This window comes from Paenibacillus sp. WC2504 (assembly GCF_052682475.1).
In genome coordinates this window covers 1-19279 of record NZ_JBQZFH010000001.1, presented here as the reverse complement: position 1 = coordinate 19279, position 19279 = coordinate 1, and the positions used below count along the sequence as shown (strand labels likewise).

General features: G+C 41.7%; 22 protein-coding genes. 21 read left to right on the top strand and 1 reads right to left on the bottom strand.

Annotation, left to right across the window (positions count from 1 at the left end; translation table 11 throughout):
• Positions 1-38 precede the first annotated feature (38 nt).
• On the bottom strand, positions 39-638 hold the full coding sequence (locus ACUN27_RS00110) for a stalk domain-containing protein (RefSeq protein WP_445558227.1): 600 nt from the start codon (positions 636-638) through the stop codon (positions 39-41).
• Between the two features lie 200 nt (positions 639-838).
• Between ACUN27_RS00110 and ACUN27_RS00105 the strand changes: the two genes are divergently transcribed.
• From ACUN27_RS00105 to ACUN27_RS00005, 21 genes are all read left to right on the top strand, one after another.
• Positions 839-1393, top strand: coding sequence for a hypothetical protein (locus ACUN27_RS00105; protein WP_445558226.1), 555 nt, complete (start codon positions 839-841; stop codon positions 1391-1393).
• A 140-nt stretch (positions 1394-1533) separates the two neighbouring features.
• Positions 1534-1806, top strand: coding sequence for an alpha/beta-type small acid-soluble spore protein (locus tag ACUN27_RS00100; protein WP_315955566.1), 273 nt, complete (start codon positions 1534-1536; stop codon positions 1804-1806).
• Positions 1807-2129: 323 nt separating this feature from the next.
• Positions 2130-3335, top strand: coding sequence for a methionine adenosyltransferase (metK, locus tag ACUN27_RS00095; protein ID WP_315955567.1), 1206 nt, complete (start codon positions 2130-2132; stop codon positions 3333-3335).
• 193 nt (positions 3336-3528) lie between these two features.
• Positions 3529-3930, top strand: a complete 402-nt coding sequence (locus tag ACUN27_RS00090) for a hypothetical protein (protein ID WP_315955568.1) — start codon at positions 3529-3531, stop codon at positions 3928-3930.
• A gap of 190 nt (positions 3931-4120) precedes the next feature.
• A complete protein-coding gene (locus ACUN27_RS00085) occupies positions 4121-6724 on the top strand; it encodes a stalk domain-containing protein (RefSeq protein WP_445558225.1) in 2604 nt (867 codons plus the stop codon).
• 86 nt (positions 6725-6810) lie between these two features.
• Complete coding sequence (locus ACUN27_RS00080) at positions 6811-8007, top strand: sensor histidine kinase (protein ID WP_315955570.1); 1197 nt, start codon at positions 6811-6813, stop codon at positions 8005-8007.
• Positions 7985-8710: a response regulator gene (locus ACUN27_RS00075; RefSeq protein WP_127453353.1), complete on the top strand. Its 726-nt coding sequence runs from the start codon at positions 7985-7987 to the stop codon at positions 8708-8710. Before ACUN27_RS00080 ends, ACUN27_RS00075 begins: the two co-directional genes overlap by 23 nt.
• Positions 8711-8775: 65 nt before the next feature.
• Entirely contained in the window at positions 8776-9171 is a 396-nt protein-coding gene (locus ACUN27_RS00070; protein WP_445558224.1) for a hypothetical protein, read from the top strand.
• 46 nt (positions 9172-9217) lie between these two features.
• Complete coding sequence (locus ACUN27_RS00065) at positions 9218-11089, top strand: DEAD/DEAH box helicase (protein WP_445558223.1); 1872 nt, start codon at positions 9218-9220, stop codon at positions 11087-11089.
• Complete coding sequence (locus ACUN27_RS00060; RefSeq protein WP_445558222.1) at positions 11090-11860, top strand: ComF family protein; 771 nt, start codon at positions 11090-11092, stop codon at positions 11858-11860.
• Between the two features lie 113 nt (positions 11861-11973).
• Entirely contained in the window at positions 11974-12390 is a 417-nt protein-coding gene (locus tag ACUN27_RS00055; RefSeq protein WP_315955628.1) for a TIGR03826 family flagellar region protein, read from the top strand.
• A 110-nt stretch (positions 12391-12500) separates the two neighbouring features.
• Positions 12501-12776 carry a flagellar biosynthesis anti-sigma factor FlgM gene (gene flgM, locus ACUN27_RS00050; protein WP_315955574.1) on the top strand — a complete coding sequence of 92 codons (276 nt, stop codon included), beginning with the start codon at positions 12501-12503 and terminating at the stop codon, positions 12774-12776.
• 55 nt (positions 12777-12831) lie between these two features.
• On the top strand, positions 12832-13314 hold the full coding sequence (locus ACUN27_RS00045) for a flagellar protein FlgN (protein WP_445560584.1): 483 nt from the start codon (positions 12832-12834) through the stop codon (positions 13312-13314).
• A gap of 28 nt (positions 13315-13342) precedes the next feature.
• Positions 13343-14944 (top strand): flagellar hook-associated protein FlgK, encoded by a 1602-nt coding sequence (flgK, locus tag ACUN27_RS00040; protein WP_445558221.1) that lies wholly within the window; start codon positions 13343-13345, stop codon positions 14942-14944.
• Positions 14945-14979: 35 nt separating this feature from the next.
• Complete coding sequence (flgL, locus tag ACUN27_RS00035) at positions 14980-15876, top strand: flagellar hook-associated protein FlgL (RefSeq protein WP_127453339.1); 897 nt, start codon at positions 14980-14982, stop codon at positions 15874-15876.
• Between the two features lie 12 nt (positions 15877-15888).
• On the top strand, positions 15889-16461 hold the full coding sequence (locus ACUN27_RS00030; protein ID WP_315955577.1) for a DUF6470 family protein: 573 nt from the start codon (positions 15889-15891) through the stop codon (positions 16459-16461).
• Positions 16462-16558: 97 nt separating this feature from the next.
• The gene (gene fliW, locus ACUN27_RS00025) at positions 16559-16984 is read left to right on the top strand and encodes a flagellar assembly protein FliW (protein WP_315955578.1); all 426 of its coding nucleotides are present in this window, start codon (positions 16559-16561) and stop codon (positions 16982-16984) included.
• Positions 16984-17214, top strand: a complete 231-nt coding sequence (gene csrA / locus ACUN27_RS00020; protein WP_315955579.1) for a carbon storage regulator CsrA — start codon at positions 16984-16986, stop codon at positions 17212-17214. The genes fliW and csrA overlap by 1 nt, the downstream gene beginning before the upstream one ends.
• 270 nt (positions 17215-17484) lie before the next feature.
• Positions 17485-18312 (top strand): flagellin N-terminal helical domain-containing protein, encoded by an 828-nt coding sequence (locus tag ACUN27_RS00015; RefSeq protein ID WP_145668370.1) that lies wholly within the window; start codon positions 17485-17487, stop codon positions 18310-18312.
• Between the two features lie 85 nt (positions 18313-18397).
• Entirely contained in the window at positions 18398-18685 is a 288-nt protein-coding gene (locus ACUN27_RS00010; RefSeq protein WP_315955580.1) for a hypothetical protein, read from the top strand.
• A 12-nt stretch (positions 18686-18697) separates the two neighbouring features.
• Positions 18698-19279 (top strand): hypothetical protein (locus tag ACUN27_RS00005; RefSeq protein ID WP_445558220.1); only part of this gene is annotated, 582 nt, incomplete at its 3' end.

Here is a 19279-nt window from a genome sequence, read left to right as displayed (position 1 = left end):
TTGCCCCTTAATAAAAAGAAGGCCTAACGGCCTTCTTTTTATTTTTGTATAAATGTATTATGCACATATTTATTGGTATTTATAATGTTCTTTTGGCTGTTTTCAATACTAGTAAACACGCTCATTTGAAGACTAGAACTGATCTGCGCGTCATTTTTACGTGTTATCCATATTTTAAACAATTCTTTCGTTTGGCCAACTGATTCGAGCACTTTTGATTGGCTAGCGAGTATTTCATTGATGCCAGTTTCAGCACCGTATTCTTTATATATGGAAGTAGCATACTCCAAAGATTTATTGTACTCATCTGTTATCTCCAAATAGTCACGATCAAGTAAATCTTTAAGGTTTGGTACTTGATCTAAATCCTTGTATTGCTGCAATTTACTTGCAAACATATAAATTTGCATGTCCGTATCGCTTAGCCATTTATAAGCATTAATTATAGATGTTTCTTTTACATTGTTTTGCGTTGGATCATTCTTCAAAGAAACATTCACACTATAAGTCGAATCATCCCAAGCAACTTCGGCACCTAACTGCCTTAACATATAAATCGGCACCATCGTTCTTCCGTTATAATTGATAGCAGGGACATCTTCTACCTTTAGTTCACTTCCACTTGTTTTTACACTCACGATGGGATTACCCTCGAAATCTCCCCGGATCGAGGAAGCGTTGACGGTGCTTGTGATAAAGAATAAAATCATAGTGACTGTTAGTAATTTTTTCATAGAATCACTCCGTTTGCTAGATTATTTAACCGTAAATAATTCAACAAAAGAAGTAAGATATCCTTTAATTTTACAGATTATTAAGACAGGAGAGTTAATATCGAATGAATATGAAAAAAATGATCTTGGCAACAGGTGGTGCAATTCTACTATTATCCACATCCCTTTCAGTTTCCCAAGCAGAAGCTCCAACTCCAGGCTCGTCCTCCGACCCGGTGATCACAAAGAGCTATTTCGATCAGAACACGTTAAGCGAAGCCAAGGTGAAAGAGCTCATTGCCTCAGCGATCGCTGCTAGTGCTGGCGGAAGCCAGCCTAGCAGTGGGAGCAACGGAGGCACAGGCACTACCCCAACGCCAGCGGAGATGAAGGTCGTCCAATTGGCTAATGGACAAACGCTTTATGCCGGTGCTGGCGCTGAATTTATCGTGCGAAGCGGCAGAGTTCTTACCGTGAGCAACGATGATAATGGCATCCCAGATGTAACGGGAGGCAAGGATCTTCCAGCGGGGACTGAACCTGCGCTGAATCATCTTTTGATTTTTCCAACAGAAGGGCGCGGCATAAAATCGTCTCCGAAAAATACAGCGGACATTTTTGTCATGGTGCGCGGCAGCTATTTATTGTTGAATGCAGATGGAAGCACGGTTGCAAAATAGTTCTTCTCCACAATTTTACCCTTAATGACAACTTCTTATGAGGTTCGAGTTTGATAATCTAGCCATAATAAAGGTGTCCCCACTTGGGTCAACTGTTTACGGAGCTTGGTTTTAATAAAAACTCTAAGGAGGCGTTTATTATGGCTAGAAGTAACAATAAGTTGGTTCCTCAATCGAAAAAGGCGCTAGATGCACTCAAATATGAGATTGCTGCTGAGCTAGGATTGCCTGTGGGTAAGCAAATGTCGTTAAATGCTGATACGGAGTTCGCGACGGAGTTAGGCTCTATTCCTTCCTCTTCAGTGAAAGAAGACTATTGGGGACATATCTCTTCGAGAGATACAGGGGCTGTTGGGGGAACTATAACAAAGAGGTTGATCCAACGCGCTGAAGAAGCTTTGTTTTCTCTCTAAGTTTAGAACTTATTCATAATTTATTCACGATTGCATTCATTGACACTAGACGACAAATAAAGTAAGATAATTTATTGAAGGTCAATGTTTAATTTAACCTTTTCCAATCGGGAAAGGTTCATTTTTTTGTTGTCTTTATTCATTAAAAGCTTGTTTTAAATTTTAGCAGTGCGGAATTCAAAGTTCTTGTCAGCGCAGAGCGCAAAAGAGGGATTCCGTTTGGCGTGAAAAGCTGCCGCTAAAGCCGGGCCCACTTTTTTTCATATAGAGGCATCGAGTAGAAGCTTTTCAAACATACTAAATGATATTGGAGGATGAATGATATGGCGCAAGTACGTGGACGTCGTTTATTTACATCCGAATCCGTAACAGAAGGTCATCCGGATAAAATTTGTGACCAAATTTCTGACTCGGTATTGGATGCATTTCTTGCTAACGATCCAAATGCTCGTGTAGCATGTGAGGTATCTGTAGCAACTGGTTTGGTTTTGGTAATCGGTGAGATTACTTCTAGCTCTGAATATGTTGATATTCAAGCAATTGCAAGACAAACAATCAAAGAAATCGGTTATACGCGTGCAAAATACGGATTTGATTCCCAAACATGTGCGGTTCTTGTTTCTTTGAATGAACAATCCCCTGACATTGCACAAGGTGTTGATAGAGCACTTGAAGCAAGAGAAGGTTCTATGTCCGATGAAGAAATTGAAGCAATTGGTGCCGGTGACCAAGGTTTGATGTTCGGTTTCGCAGTTAATGAAACGCCTGAACTTATGCCACTCCCGATTTCGATCTCTCACCAACTGGCTCGTCGTTTGACAGAAGTTCGCAAAGATGGTACTCTTCCCTACCTGCGTCCGGATGGTAAAACTCAAGTAACTGTTGAGTATATCGATGATAAACCAGTTCGTGTCGATGCAATCGTTGTATCTACACAGCATGGTGAAGAAGTTACTCTAGAGCAAATCCAAAAAGATATTAAAGAGCATGTTATTGCTCCAATCGTACCAGCGCACTTGTTAGATGATAACACAAACTATTTCATCAACCCAACTGGCCGTTTCGTAATCGGCGGACCTCAAGGGGATGCTGGTTTGACTGGTCGTAAAATCATCGTTGATACGTATGGCGGTTACGCACGTCACGGCGGCGGTGCTTTCTCTGGTAAGGATCCAACAAAAGTTGACCGTTCCGGTGCATACGCAGCACGTTATGTTGCGAAAAACATCGTAGCTGCTGGACTTGCTGAAAAATGTGAAGTTCAATTGGCTTACGCAATCGGTGTAGCGCGTCCGGTTTCCATTGCTGTGGATACATTTGGTACGGCAAAAGTAAGCGAAGAGAAATTAGTTGAGCTGATTCACAACAATTTCGACCTTCGCCCAGCGGGTATCATTAAAGAGCTTGACCTGCGTCGTCCAATTTACCGTCAAACGGCTGCTTATGGTCACTTTGGCCGTAATGACCTGGATGTTCCTTGGGAGCGTACAGACAAAGCTGAGCTCTTGAAAGCTCAAGCATTAGTTTAATATAGTTAGATAAGCCATCCATAATAGGATGGCTTTTTACTTTTCAGTAAAACAGAACATATGTTTGACTAACAATATAAAAAATGGTAATATATACATATACTTAATAACTTTTCATCACGAGCACTTCGTATGTTATACTGAAATTACGATTATAAGCATCTATTATAGATGAATCGGGGAGTGATGGAAAATGGATAATGAGTTGAAAGAGGCTCTATCAGCAATGCTGAAGGCCGAATTTTTGCCGATGTATGATAAGATAGATTTGATGGATAGACGTATGGATGGGATTGAAAATCGTCTGACTGGGATCGACAAACGTCTAGATGGTATCAATAACCATTTAATTGACATTGATATTCGTCTTGATGGTATGGACAACCACATAATTGGTATTGACACTCGCCTAGATGGTATCGATACCCGCCTAGACAAGCTTGAAATAGAACAAACTCAAGTTAAACAAGCTGTTTTAGAAACCAATGCAACTGTAAAACGGATTGAACTTATCCAAGAACAGCAGCACTCCATTATTGAACTTTTGTCAGCTCGGTCCATTGAGCATGAAGCTAAAATAAAACGTATTCTGTAAATTTTACAGGTTTTGTATCTCAGGCAGAGAGCAGGCCCCATAAGGGATGACTCTCTTTTTTGTGTTTCGTTGGTGTATAAATACAACTGCAATCCTATCGTAACTTTTTCCATAGTTTAAGAGTCTATATAAGTATCGTGAAAATGATAGATAATAGACTTAGACTGAAAGAGGAGTGTGGAAAAGCAACATGACGGTACAGAAGCAAGTATGGATTGGTGCGCTGGCTTGCGCATTGGTGTGGCAGTTGGCAGCTGGGACTACGGTAAGTGCGGCAGGTTCAACGTTGACGCTTAGTTCACAGGAAACAATTACATCAGGCGCAATCATGAAGAATTATGTATGGACAACAACTAGAAGCAATAAGGATGTTTCGGTAAACGCCAATGTGATCGAGGTCGACTTGACGAATCCGAACGTAAAGATAGACGCAATGGCAGGGACGAATACGCAATTTACGAAGAACCAGAGTGTTTTGGGCATGGTGAAGGATAGCGGAGCAGTAGCAGGTGTAAATGGAGATTTCTTCAATACACAGGCTGAAGGTGTCCCGGAGGGCGCTCAAATCACGAATGGAACGGTGATGGCGACGCCAGCAAAAATATCGGGATTATATTCTTTTGCAATAACGAAGAACAATCAGCCGATTATTGATATTCTTGACTTTGAGGGCAAGGTAACAGCGAAAGATGGAACCTCTTTTGAACTTGGCGGTGTGAATAAAACATATTATTGGGATGATAACAATGTCGCAATGATTGCTGATGGACTTTTCCTATATACAAGTGCTTGGGCAATGACACAAAGAGCGGTAGATGGTACGCATGTTCCAACTGAGGCGCTTATTCAAAATGATATCGTCAAGGAGATTGCGGTAGATACGAATATTAAAATGATCGCTCCCGCGGACGGCTACATACTTAGAGGTTCAGGCTTAGCTAGGGAGTTTATCGTAAATCACCTCAAAGTCGGAGATAAAATCACTACCAAATATGATATGGTTCCGCATGATGCTTCAAAAACATATGATTGGAAAAACTTCAAAATGCTTATCGGAGGAAGCACGTTGTTAGTTGACGATGCGAAGCCGAGTTACTTCACAAGAAATATTAATGATTTCAGCGGTTACAGTCCGCGCTCACGAACGGCAATAGGTTATTCCAAAGATATGAAAACAGCGTATATTATTACCTCTGATCGCAGTGCAGGTAGCGCGGGTATGACACTGCCAGAGCTTCAGCAGTTTATGATTAGTGCTGGAGTTTGGAAAGGTTTAGTCCTGGATGGTGGTGGTTCCACACAGATGGTTTCTAGACCTCTAGGTGATTTTGATCCGAAATTGGTGAATAAAACAGAGAATGGTAACCAACGTTCGGTTGCAAATGGTGTAGGCGTATATTCAACGGCGCCTAAAGGTGAGTTGAAAGGTCTTATTTTAAAAGGTCAAAACATTTTATTCATGAATGAATCCAGCACTTATCAATTCAAAGCCTATGACGATTATTATAACCCAATTTCAGTGGATGGTATTGTTCCACAATGGAGTAGTTCGACAGCAAATGGTGGCTTTAAGGATAATGTGTTTACACCTACATTACCAGGTAAAACGCAGATTACTGCGAAGTCAGGAAAAGGTTCTGCATCCATGGATGTTGAGGTTATCGGCCGGAACCAAATTACTTCGATGAAATTCAATTCAGGTGCTTTTTCATTGACCGAGGGCGGAGATTTTAAGCTGCCTATTATGGTGACAACCAAAAGCGGTGCAACAAGAGAACTGCCCGCGGCATCAGCAACATGGGAACTTAGCGGCGTAAAAGGGAGCTTGAAAGATGGCGTTTTACATGTAGACAGTGCTTCAGGTTCCCAAGCTGCTCAGGTTATCGCAAGATATGATGGCTTCAGTACCATGGTTACTCTTCCAGTGGGACAAGAAAAGGTATGGTACGACCTAGATAATTCTGCGGTTATAACTACTGGTGATAAATATCCTGCTGAGGTTGTTTCTTCTGTAAATATTGAACAAGCGAATGGAAATAAGAATTTAGCGATTTCTTATGATTTTACAAAAGGTACAGGCACAAAAGCTGCATATGCCCGATTTGATGGTACGAACGGTGTGCAAATTGCAGGTGAACCTGAGTTTATTACAGCTAAAGTCCTCGGAGATGGAAGTTTTAACTGGGTGCGTGCTGAAATTGTTGATGCAGATGGCAAATTGAACTATGTCAGCTTCACAGAAAATACGAACTGGACGGGCTGGCGCAAGCTAACGGCTGATGTGTCCGATCTTAAATTCCCAATTAAGCTTAAGAGCGTATATGTAGCTAATCCGGCAAATGGACAGGATGAAAGAGCTTCGAAAGGGAAAATTAGTATAGATGATATCTCTTTTATTTATAAAGGACAGTTGCCGGCTTTACCGAAGAATTCAGTAAAACTTACAGTGAACAAGAAGCAAGTAACAGTAAACTCAAAAGCAATGACGCTGGAGCAAGCGCCGACTATTGTGAATGATAATACGCTTATTCCAATTCGATTTGTAACAGAAGCTCTCGGCGGCAATGTGAAATGGGATGATAAAGAACGGAAAGTTACTGTTATTCGCGGGGATAAGCTAATTGATTTGTGGGTTGATAATGCAGATCTACTGGCAAATGGGGATCGTATCACGGCGGAGGTTGCGCCAAAAATTATGAATAATGTGACTATGGTTCCACTTCGTGTAATTTCTGAGAAATTAGGGTTTAAAGTAGGCTGGGATCCCCAAAATTATGGGATAACTATTGAATAAATAGTGCTAGAAGTTCACTTCAAATTGTAAGAACTATGTTACAATATGGGGTAGACTAATTTCTAATATTGTTATAAAAAAGGAGCATGTTTCATTTGCAGCCAGACGCTATAGATCGTGTCATAAAAAACGCAATTAACGTCATGGAGAGCAGCAAGTATCAGATGTTCGAGATCGCAGAAGCTTCTCGCTTGGAAAAAGAATCGCTTACTCGTGAACTTGAAGAAATTAAGCATGAAACGAGTATCACAATTGATTTGGTTGACAAGTTAGAGAAGGACTACAAGCGCTCCCGCATTCGACTCACGGAAGTCAGTCGTGACTTTAATAAGTACCGTGAGGAAGATATTAAGGTTGCTTATGAAGCGGCTATTGCCTTTCAATTACAACTCACTATTGCTAGAGAAAAAGAAAATAATCTGAAGGCCAGACGCAATGACCTGCAAGTGCGAACTAAGAATGTGGACAAGCAGGTGGAACGGGCTGAAACGATCGTTTCTCAGATGAATGTAGTTTTAGAATACTTATCCGGAGATCTCAATCAGGTCACTCGCATATTAGAATCCGCTAAAAACAGGCAATTGCTTGGTTTAAAGATTATTTTGGCACAAGAGGAAGAGCGAAAGCGTATTGCGCGTGAAATTCATGATGGTATGGCTCAGACCTTGGCAAATGTTGTGCTACGAACAGAAATTGCTCAGCGCATGCTTATTAAAGAAGATATCCCCGCGGTTAAGGAAGAACTAGTGGATTTGAAGGGACAAGTCAGAGGGGGACTTGAAGAAGTTCGTAAGATCATCTTCAACCTCCGCCCGATGGCGCTCGATGATCTAGGTATCGTACCGACTCTGCGTAAATATGTTCAAGATTGCGAAGAGAAATATCGGATTCGTACGCAATTCAATCTCGTAGGCAAGCAGACTCGCATTCCATCAGGGCTTGAAATTGCGATTTTCCGACTGGTGCAAGAAGCTCTATCTAATGTAATAAAACATGCGAAAGCAACTTTCTTATCTGTTGAGCTAACACTGGAACCTGATCAAGTACAAATCTACGTCGTAGATAATGGGGTCGGCTTCGATGTGCCGCAAACAGAGCAGAAAATAGCTAAGGGAAATAATTTTGGTTTGTTAGGCATGCGTGAGCGTGTTGAGCTTCTGGAAGGCACAATGATTATTGATTCTGCCAAAGATTCCGGAACCAAAATTACAATGCTAATCCCTATTGGCGGCGGTGCAGAGAACAAGGAGGAAAATCAAAATGGACAACACGGCGAGTCATAAACGCAATGTGCGAATTGTTATTGCGGACGATCACCAGCTGTTTCGCGAAGGTGTTAAACGGATTATCAATATGGAAGATGATATGGAGGTCATCGGAGAGTGTGGCGATGGGATCCAGGTTATCGAGCTATGTAATCAAATCACCCCAGATATTGTTCTCATGGACATCAACATGCCACTTGAGAATGGTGTAGTCGCGACTGAGCGCCTAAAGCTTATTTTCCCTGATATTAAGGTTATCATTCTTTCGCTTCATGATGATGAGAGCTATGTATTTGAGACCCTTCGCAAGGGAGCTTCGGGTTATTTGCTTAAAGATATGGAAGCGGAGTCGCTTATTAATGCGATTCGTTCTGTGGTGGCTGGTCACGCCTATATTCACCCCAAAGTTACAGGAAAGCTAATCAACCAACTAAGACGCATGACTTATTTAGATGACGTCGGTGTGGTTGGATCAGGACAGGGCGCTAAGGATTCTGCGCTTAAGTACATACATAATACAAACAGCCCACTTACCAAACGGGAAGCGGAAGTTCTTCGTTTAATGGCAGAAGGCAAAAGCAATAAACTGATCGGAGAGTTCCTCTACATCAGTGAAAAAACGGTGAAGAACCATGTCAGCTCCATTCTTCAAAAAATGGAAGTAGATGACCGTACACAAGCGGTTATCATCGCGATTAAGAATGGTTGGGTAACCTTATAAGACTCCCGTTGTTGGAACCCCTCTACTTTTTGTGGCATACACTGCAATTAAGGGAGGGATCCGCTATGTGGATTGGGTTACTTTGGATCTTGGGTTGCTACGGAATCAGCATCGCAGTGCTTCATCTATTGTTCGGAGCCCGAAAGGGTAGAAAGAAGAAGCCTGCAAAAGTTCTGCTTGTCACCAAAAATAACCAAAATCAAATTGAATGGTATATTCGCTCTTTATTTTTTTTCTCTGGATTAAAAGGCTATGAAGTTACGGCAACGATCTACGATGAAGGGTCTTCTGACGACACAAGACAAATTATTGAGCGATTATCCCATACCCATTTACTTGATTTGAGATATCAAATGGATTTTGATGCAGTTGATCAATTTGTGAGTGAGCATGAAGGGGAACCTGTGGTTGTTGTTCATCTTAGCAATAGGGAAGATCTTGTGAAAATTCCTGTCGGATAGCAGTAACCGCTTGCAGATGCAACTTAAAAAGAGGGTAAGGTGAGCAATGAAGGTTCAACTTTACGCCGTTTTTGTAAATAAGGAGTGGAATTGGCATTTGTCCATTCACCCTATGACAGACATTCAATATTGGTTCGAGCAATACGCAGCCGACGCCGGCCTCGTACTGTTCGAACCTTTTATTTCGTTTGGGCAAGGTGTGCGGGTGCTTGGTAAACTAAAATCTGCAAATTTAAAACAAGCGGTTGAGGACGATGAAAGTATGCTGAAGCAGTTCCGACAGGCGGCCAAAAATTGCGGTTTAGTAAATTGCGACAAAATTGCAATGAAGAAAATAACATTTAGCGAGGAAAGATTGTTACCTAGAATGATTTTAGATTATGGGGTTTATACCAAGATTGTATTAGCTTGCAGCGGTAGGACGTTGCTTGTAGAGGAATTTGAGCAGCTGTTAAAAGCGGCAAATTTAGAACTAGGTGCAGGGGAAGCTTGGATGAGTTATCTACAGCTAGCTCATCTTAACGGGGATTTAACATTAGAGAATGGACTCTATATAAAGGAGTACCGGGAATGGCGTCGAGGTTACCAGAAAAGGACGAGCTACTCCTGTAAACGTTGCGGAAGCGGTGAGGAGAGTTTGTATTGGTCAGCCTGCCATTTCTGCGGACAAGACTGCCCCTACTGTGAAGCGTGCTTAACAATGGGACGGGTAAAGTTTTGCTCGTTGCTTATATTTGGAGGGACAGCTGAGAATGGAAAGTTAGTGGTGGAAGACGCGAAACAGTCCTTTGAGAATCTCGAAAACTACATCAAACCATGGGGACTTAGTGAAGCTCAGACTAGAGCATCTCTGGAGGGGCTACAATTTATTACGGAGGAGAGGGGGAAGGATAAGCGCGGATTGCTGACTAAAGAGCCTCGAAAGTTTTTAATCTGGGCCGTTACTGGTGCAGGAAAGACGGAAATGATATTCCCTTTCGTTCATATAACAGTGGCCAATGGAGGGCGAGTGTTGATTGCAACTCCACGAAAAGACGTTGTATTAGAGCTTCAACCAAGAATATCGAAAGCTTTCACAGACTATAGTGTCGTTACGCTTTATGGTGGTAGCGAGCAGCGATGGGAGCAAGGGCAAATTACAATTGCCACGACACATCAACTCATGCGTTTTGATGAGGCATTTGATCTTGTCATCATTGATGAAATTGATGCATTCCCGTACCATAACAATCCAATGCTTGCTTATGCTGCAGCTAAAGTTTGCAAACGAAGTGGTGTGAATATATTGCTATCGGCTACACCGCCGAAGAGCGTCAGGCAAGCGGCTGAACGAGGCCATTTACCACATGTGCGGGTACCGGTGCGTTTTCATAAAAATCCCCTGCCAGTACCGGAGCTCATAGCCGCCCCATCCCTAAATAAATCTATACATACTCAAGCTCTGCCTAATTCGTTATTTGCTAAGCTGGTAGCTTCAGTGGAGCGGGGTGCACAGTTGTTTGTTTTCGTTCCCAACATTCACCTGGTTGAGCCTACGGTGGATCTACTTAGGATAAAATTACAAGGAGGTACTACGCTGTGCATTGAGGGAACTTCGTCAAAGGACTCTGACCGAACTGAGAGGGTTCAGCGTTTTCGTAACAGGGACATACGAGTTTTGGTGACAACGACGATTTTGGAGAGAGGAGTCACTTTGCCGAAGTCGGATGTCTTTATCCTAGATGCCGATTCAAAATTATTTGATGAAGCAGCGCTTGTTCAGATGGCTGGGCGGGCAGGTAGATCAAAGGACGATCCGGCGGGAAAGGTTTATTTTGCAGCCAAAGAAATCACACGATCACAAAAGGAGGCTATTCGACAAATCGAGAAAATGAATCGCATAGCGCGTAAACGGGGGTATTTTGAAAGGGGGAAGTGAATGAGTGATTGGAAAAATTGGCTGGGTGCAATGAGAGGAACTTTCTTTTCACTGCTCAGTCCAGTAAAGGAAGAGTGCTTGCTGTGTAAGCAAGTTAGCTCTGACCGTGTTAAGCAGCTGGGACTTTGTCGTTCATGTTATATGAGAATACCATGGATTCGAACGGCACTTTGTGCTATATGCGGGCGAGGCGAGGTATGTTATGACTGTCAACGAAGGGGATACGCTTATTTCTCGAAAAGCCGCAGTGCAGTGAGATACGATGAAATGATGAAAGAATTATTAGCTCGTTATAAATATCGAGGAGATGAACGACTCAAGGCTGTAATTGGTCAAATGCTTGTTCATGCGTATCATTTATTGCAAGAGGAAATGAGAGAATTCGGCACGGATCCAGTCTCAATTAAGAGACTTATCACGTTCGTACCTGTTAGTGAGCGTAGATTGCTGGAGCGCGGTTTTAACCAAGCTGAACAAATGGCTATTGAATTAGGAAGAAAAGTCGGGCTCCCTGTCGTTCAACTGCTTAATCGTTCGAAACATACAGATAAACAAAGTTTTAAGAATAGGAGTGAGCGTCTGGATGATCTAGTACATGTTTTTGAGATTAACGAGCTGCTGATTAAACAGCTGACAGGTTGCCAGGCAGCTTCATACGTTATATATATCGTAGATGATGTGTACACCACTGGGAGCACTATGAATCAGTGTGCAAGGGTTTTAGGCGAATCCTTGCCGGCGAAAGTGTTCGGTATTACATGGGCGCGATAGGGGCTACAGCCAGGCTCTCGAAAAATAGAGATATGCAAACGCTGTCGGATTGCGGTAAACTGGAATTAAATATTTAGGTATAGGGAACAATAGAAGGGGGCCATATAATGGGCATGAACGTTGCTAATTGTCCACGCTGTGGGAAGATTTTTGTTAAGGGATTTGCTGAGGTATGCCCGAATTGCTTGAAAGATTTGGAGCAGCAGTATGATAAATGCCTGAAGTATCTGCGTGCAAACAAAGGTACTACTATAAATGATTTAAGTGAAGCGACGGACGTATCTATTAAGCAGATTACGAAGTTTATTCGTGAAGGTCGGATCTCTATTATGAATGCGCCGAACATGGCTTATCCTTGCGAGGTTTGTGGGACGTTGATTCGGGAAAATACGCTTTGCGAGCCGTGCCGAATGAAGCTTGTGAAAGATGTACGGAACACGGCCGAGGACGAGCGGAGAAATGAAGAACTGAAGAAGCAAGAGGGCAAAATTAGCTTTAAGATTCATGAACGTTTAAAAGACAGACATTAATTTTGTTCGAAATTGCTGATTGAGATATAAAATATTATACATATGATGCCGATAATAACTCTAAAGATTATCGGCATTTTATTTATGTCAGATCATGGGAGTGGTTGAGTGTGAAAATTAATGACAATCAGCGAATTGGTGCTGTAAACCCTTATAAAAAAACTGGCGATGCTAAATTTATGTCCCATGCAGCCAATAAGAAGGAAAAGGCGAAAGATCAGGTCGAAATTTCTGCTGAGGCTAAGGAAATGCTAGATGCAAAGGGCATTGTACGGACGGAAGAGCAGGCACAGCGAATCGAGGAATTAAAGGCATCTGTAGCCTCTGGCACCTATTATGTGGATGCGAACAAAATTGCAGAAAAGTTGATCCCTTATCTCAAGTAAAATATATCATGACAAAAGATGGAATAGGTGAACGAGTGTGTCGATACAGCTTTTGATGGAAACCATGTCTAAACTGCAAGAAGCTCATGAAGCATTGCTCGTATTAGCACGTGAGAAGCCTCGCGTACTCGTCAAAAACGATGTGGAGCAATTAAATAACATTGTAAACAAAGAAAGCAGATGGATTCGAGGTATACAAGAGCTGAATTTAGAAAGAATTCAGCATATCGGGTCCTATTTAATTTCAAGAGGTTATAATCCAAACCCTAAGATAACGGTTGCAGATTTAGTGAAAATCATTTTTAAAGCGGAAGAAAAGCAGCTGTTAATGCAAGCGCAACAAAAATTAGTGGAGACTATGAAAACTTTAAAGGCTGAGAATGAAATTAATCAGCAATTAATTGAACAGTCTTTATCCTTTATCAATTATACGGTTGATTTAGTACTAGGAGTACCTGAAGATGATGTAATCTATCAGAGACCAAATCAAGTGCCCTATGGGGCGAAGCGTCCGGGACTATTCGATACAAAAGCCTAGTAGGGTTTACGAGAGGAGATTTCGATTTATGCGTTCCACTTTTATGGGTATAGAGATTTCGAAAAGGGCTCTTTTTACGCAACAAGCAGCGCTTAACACAACTGGTCATAACATAGCGAACTCTAATACGAAAGGCTATTCGAGACAAGTCGTAAACATGGTAGCTGCAGCGCCGCTTGAATATCCTGGTTTGCAGCGGAGTACTGTTCCTGGTCAAATGGGTCAAGGTGTTGAATTTGACCATATCACAAGGATTCGCGAGAAATTCTTGGACGATCAGTTTCATAATGAGAATAAGAATCTTGGCGATTGGAGCACTAGAAAGGATACACTGGATAAAATCGAATCGATCATTAACGAACCTTCCGATACTGGCATTCGCCAAACAGTCGAAGGTTTTTGGAATGCTTGGCAGGAGTTAAGTAAATCTCCTGAAAACACTACGGCAAGAGTATTAGTCAAAGAACGGGCGCTGGCAATGACGGATGCATTTAACCAAGCATCTAGGCAACTTCAAGATCTCTCTTCCGATTTAACGACGAATATCGGTATTAAGGCGACGGAAGCCAATACAGCGATTGGACAAATTGCAAAGCTCAATGAAGAAATTTTTCGTATCGAGGGGCTAGGGGACGATGCGAATGATTTGCGGGACCAAAGGGATCTTCTTATGGATAATTTATCTAAAATTATCAATATAACTTATACAGAAGATAGCAACGGCTATAATGTGAAGATGGGCAGCGTGCAACTAGTTAGTGGTAATGAGGTCGCTAATACATTATCTACAGACTCGTTAACGAGTTCTGCTGTGTCAGGGGATCTCAACAGTGGTGAGGTCTATGGAATGCTGCAATCTAGAGATAATTATGTTGCCGGTTATAAGTTTCAGCTGGATGCCATGTTGAAGACGATGGTTCAAGGTGATGTTGAAACGACACTGCCAAAAGGAATGGTTGTCCCCGAGGGGACTACGTTAACTGTCGTTAACTCTGACGGGACAACTTCTCAGCAGCAATTTAGTGGTGCGGGACGCACATTGACAAGCGATCTTAAGGTTGTTGTCAAAGGGTTTAATGGTTTGCACCAATTAGGGTATTCTGGTTCAAGCCCTTTGAAGTCGGGTGTTCCGTTCTTTACTTTAAAGCCTGGAGCGACGGAATTTACTGCCGACAGTATCACAGTTAATCCTACTATTCTAAGTGATCCGTCCAATGTCTCCACATCGACTCGAACATATATAGATACCGATGGTGTAGAAAAAGTCGTTAAGGGTAATAACGATATGGCACTATTGTTGGCAGGTCTTAAGGATAACAAAATCAGTTTCGAAGATGCAGCCGGCGGAAACACCGTTTTAAAAGATGGTACTTTTGATGAGTTTTTCCGGTCGATTGTCGGACAACTAGGTGTTCAAAGTCAGGAAGCTACGAGGCAGGCAACGAACCAGCAAACTTTAGTTGATCAAGTTGACTCTAACAGACAAGGAGTAAGCGGCGTTTCGTTGGATGAGGAAATGTCTAATATGATTAAATTTCAAAAAGCTTACAGTGCTGCGGCTCGTGTAATGACAACGTTTGATGAGCTGTTGGATAAAGTAATTAATAGCATGGGGACAGTAGGCAGATAAGAAAGACTAATATTGTATGGTAGGTGAATGCTAACATGACCACCCGTATTACTCAAGGCATGATGAATAATCAATTACTGCGAAATGTAACTGCAAATTTATCGAGAATTAATGAAAATCAGAACCAGCTCTCAACTGGTAGAAAAATTAATAAACCCTCAGACGATCCTGTCGGGATAAGTTTCTCTTTGCGTTATCGCAGCGAGGGAGCCGCGAACGAACAGTACAAGAGTAATGCGGACTCTGCAGTTTCCTGGCTTGATTTCACAGATACAACGTTAAATCAAGCGAATACTGTTATTCAGCGAGTTCGAGAGTTGACGGTTCAGGCTTCCAACGGGACTAATCCGCAATCAGCACTAGATGCAATTAAGAAAGAAATCGATCAGCTATCAGAACAGATGGTTACGATTGGGAATAGTCAATTTAACGGGAAGTACGTTTTCAATGGCCAGTTAACCGATAAAGCGCCATATAACTCAGCCACAGCATCGACGGATGTTGCTGATCAAGGGGAAATTAAGTTTGATATTGGTGTAGGTGTAAGAGTAACGGCTAATGTTTCTGGCGATAAAATTTTTGGTGCTGCTGGAGCTAGCGACAACATTTTCATGATTATGAAGGATTTATCGGCTGCTTTAGCTTCCGGCAATCAAAATGATATTGGTGCTTGTATTGGCAAGATTGATAGCCGAAATGAAGCTTTTTTACAGGCGCGTGCAGATGTAGGGGCAAGACAAAATCGAATTGAATTAGCACAATCTCGTCTTGAAGATATAGGCACCAATCTTCAAACTCTCCAAGCTAAGGAAGAAGATGCGGATATTCCGGCTGTCATTACTAATTTAAAGACGGATGAAAATGTTTATAATGCGTCCCTTTCAGTAGGTTCTAAAATTATTAGCACGAGTCTCGTTGATTTTCTACGATAGGAGCGGTTTAGCATGACGTTTCCAATTCCTCAAATTCAGATACGTCAACAACGTGCTCAGATAGGTATTGATGCTGATTTAGGTCAACTGGACATCAAGCAGCCTAAAGCTACTCTCGAAATAACGACCGAACCGTCCAAGTTGGAAATCCACTCGGAAAAAGGTGTGCTTTACATTGATTCCAGCAAAGCTTGGGATGCACTGGGATTGGGATCGTCCCTGGAAACAATGAGTAGAATTTATTCAAAAGCTCGTGATGTAGCACTGCAGGGAATTGCCAAAATTGTAGAAAACGGCAATCGATTAGCGGCTATTCAAAATGGTGGAAACGCTATTGCAGAAATTGCGAAAGAGAAGGGCGATGAGTTTTTCGAGTTTGAATTCTTAGGTGATGCTTCCATGGACAATGTTGAGTTGCATTACGAACCAGGCAAACTGGATATTCAATTCAAGGAAGGCAAAGTTAACGTAAATACACATCCGAACCCCCCTGAGATTAATTATATTCGGGGTAAACTCGATATTTATATGATTCAGTACCCTAAGGTGGAGATAATTCCACCACAAATTGATATTAAAACCTAGCTTTCTTGAAGTTTGGCCAACACACGGTAAAAACAAATAATAAAACATAATGCTATAGCGCAAGCTATAGCATTATGTATTTAGGAGAGATTATTGCATGCTTGATCTTTTACAAGGCAAAGTTCTTCGTTTTAATGGAAGCATTCTAGGATTCGAAGAACTGGATGAATTTGAAGTCTCTGTCGTTGAAGAGGGCAGCCCGTATGCATATCTGCAAAGTGTGCAAGATGAAAATATAAGCTTTTTGGTAGTGACACCTTTTGTTTTCTATCCCAACTATACATTTGAGATCGAGGACAATGACAAAAGTTTGCTTGAGTTGAATTCGAATGAAGAGGTTGCTGTTATTAATATTGTAACGATTAAGGAGCCGTACACAAAGTCCACTGTGAATTTGCTAGCACCGCTGGTGTTGAACATTGCGACTGAGCAAGCTCGTCAATTGGTGCTACCTCCACAATCTACCTATGGTACGAACGATCCTCTCTTTAAAGAAGCCCCTGAAGAAAGCGGTGAGCGTTAATGCTGATCTTAACGAGAAAAAAAGGGCAATCAATCATTCTCAATAACAATATTGAGATTGTAATATCGGCTATTGACGGAGATCAAGTGAAGATCGGTATTAGTGCTCCTAAGGAAGTCAGTATTTTGCGAAAGGAGTTGTATGAGGAAGTGCAGAAAAGTAATAAAGAGGCGATACGCTCCAAAATAGATCTAGATAATTTGAAAAAGTTAATGGATCTTAAAAAGTGATAACAAACCGAATTTAGAGTCGTTTCATCTCATTTTTAGGAAAAGAAGAGGTAGAGATTGTGTTTTCACATGCCGTTGCAAAATTTGTAAAAATTTCCGTGATAAAAAAGTCGAATTTCCTCCATTTTTGCAAAAATTCCTCTAAACATTTTTTATATAAAAGCCGATATATATATTAATCGCTCCTCTGGAGGGCGGCCGACCTACCAGAGGTGTGCAATACATTAGGACACATGGATGTGTTCTTTACAACTCAAGGAGGAATATCAAATGATTATTAACCACAACCTACCAGCACTTAACACGTACAACAAATTGGTTGTTAACAACAACAGCACTGCTAAAGCTATGGAGAAGTTGTCTTCCGGTCTGCGTATCAACCGTGCTGGCGATGATGCAGCTGGTTTGGCAATTTCCGAGAAAATGCGTTCCCAAATCCGTGGTTTGGACCAAGCTTCCCGTAACTCCCAAGATGGTATCTCCTTGATTCAAACAGCTGAGGGCGCATTGAGCGAAACGCAAAACATTCTGCAACGTATGCGTGAACTAACTGTACAAGCAGGTAACGACACGTATACAACGACTGACCGTAACAAAATCGGTTTGGAAGTTCAACAGTTGCAAAAAGAAATCAACCGTATCTCCTCTGCTACAGAGTTCAACACTAAGAAATTGCTGAACTCCAAAATCAGTAAAGTTGGTTTCCAAGTTGGTGCGAACTCCGGTCAAACCATCACGATGTCTGTACTTGTAAACGCGAAAGCAAGTTTATTGGTTGGTGCGAATTACGGATCCAAGTTCTCCTCGATCAAGTCGAGTACTGTTGGTTCCATCATTGCCGCTATCAACAAAGGTATTGGCTCGGTTTCCAAAATTCGTGCAAACCTTGGTGCATACCAAAACCGTTTGGAGCACACTATCGCTAACTTGGATACTTCTTCCGAAAACTTGAGCGCCGCTGAATCCCGTATCCGCGACGTAGATATGGCGAAAGAAATGATGAACTACACGAAGAGCAACATTCTTTCCCAAGCAGCACAAGCTATGTTGGCACAAGCAAACCAACAACCACAAGGTGTTCTTCAATTGCTGCGTTAATACATTCGGATTTATCAAAAAGCCAACCCGTTTGCGGTTGGCTTTTTTAAAACAATTGATTTAGGGCCAATGAATGGAGGAAATTATGTACGACGAAAGCGTCGAGGCACTGCATGAGAAAGTGAAGCGTGTTTGTTACGCTTTTTACCGCTATGAAATTAAGAATGGTCTGAGTCAGTTCGAGGCTCTAACAGAAGAAATAGACTGCATTTTGATGAATCAACATATCTCTGAAGCGCAGCAGCAGGATTTGATAGAACTGCTGAAGCTAATTTTACTAGCTGTGGATAATAGAGACTATTTAATTGCAGCTGATTTATTAATGTATGAATTGCTCGGTCGAATAAAGGCTGTTGCCGGTTCTTCCGAATAGAAGGAGCTTAGTATGAACTATTACGACAGCAATGCACAATTCTTAACTGAATACAACGAATGGCTGTTGGAACAAATGGAATTGATTAGTGCCGATGATCTTGAAATCATTCACGTCGGAGATGATATTGCCTTTAAGCTGGCAGATGAACAAGGGAATGAATTTTTCTCTGCAAGTATGTATGATCCGCGGTATGAAGCGGAACAGTTCTTAGACGGTGTTAATTTTGACAATACGGGATATATCCTTTTGGGGATGGGTTCTTCAGCAATCCTCAAACAAATTTTAGGAAACAAAACCGAGACTGCTTGGGTTTTAATTATAGAGAAAGACACTAGGCTAGTGAAGAAGTTCTTGCAAGAAGTTGACTTATCACCATATTTGTCGGGGCAATTGCAGCGGGTTATTATTCTAACCGACCTTATGGGTGATATATCAGGTATAATGAATCATTATATTTTCTCCTTGATTGGATATTATTTTTTGCAAACAGATTTGCTTCGTACGTTCGCAAGTTACCGTCGTGATGCTGAATATTATGAGTCAGTCACTAGCATTATTATTAATCAATTGCGTACCACGGTAGCTGCTATG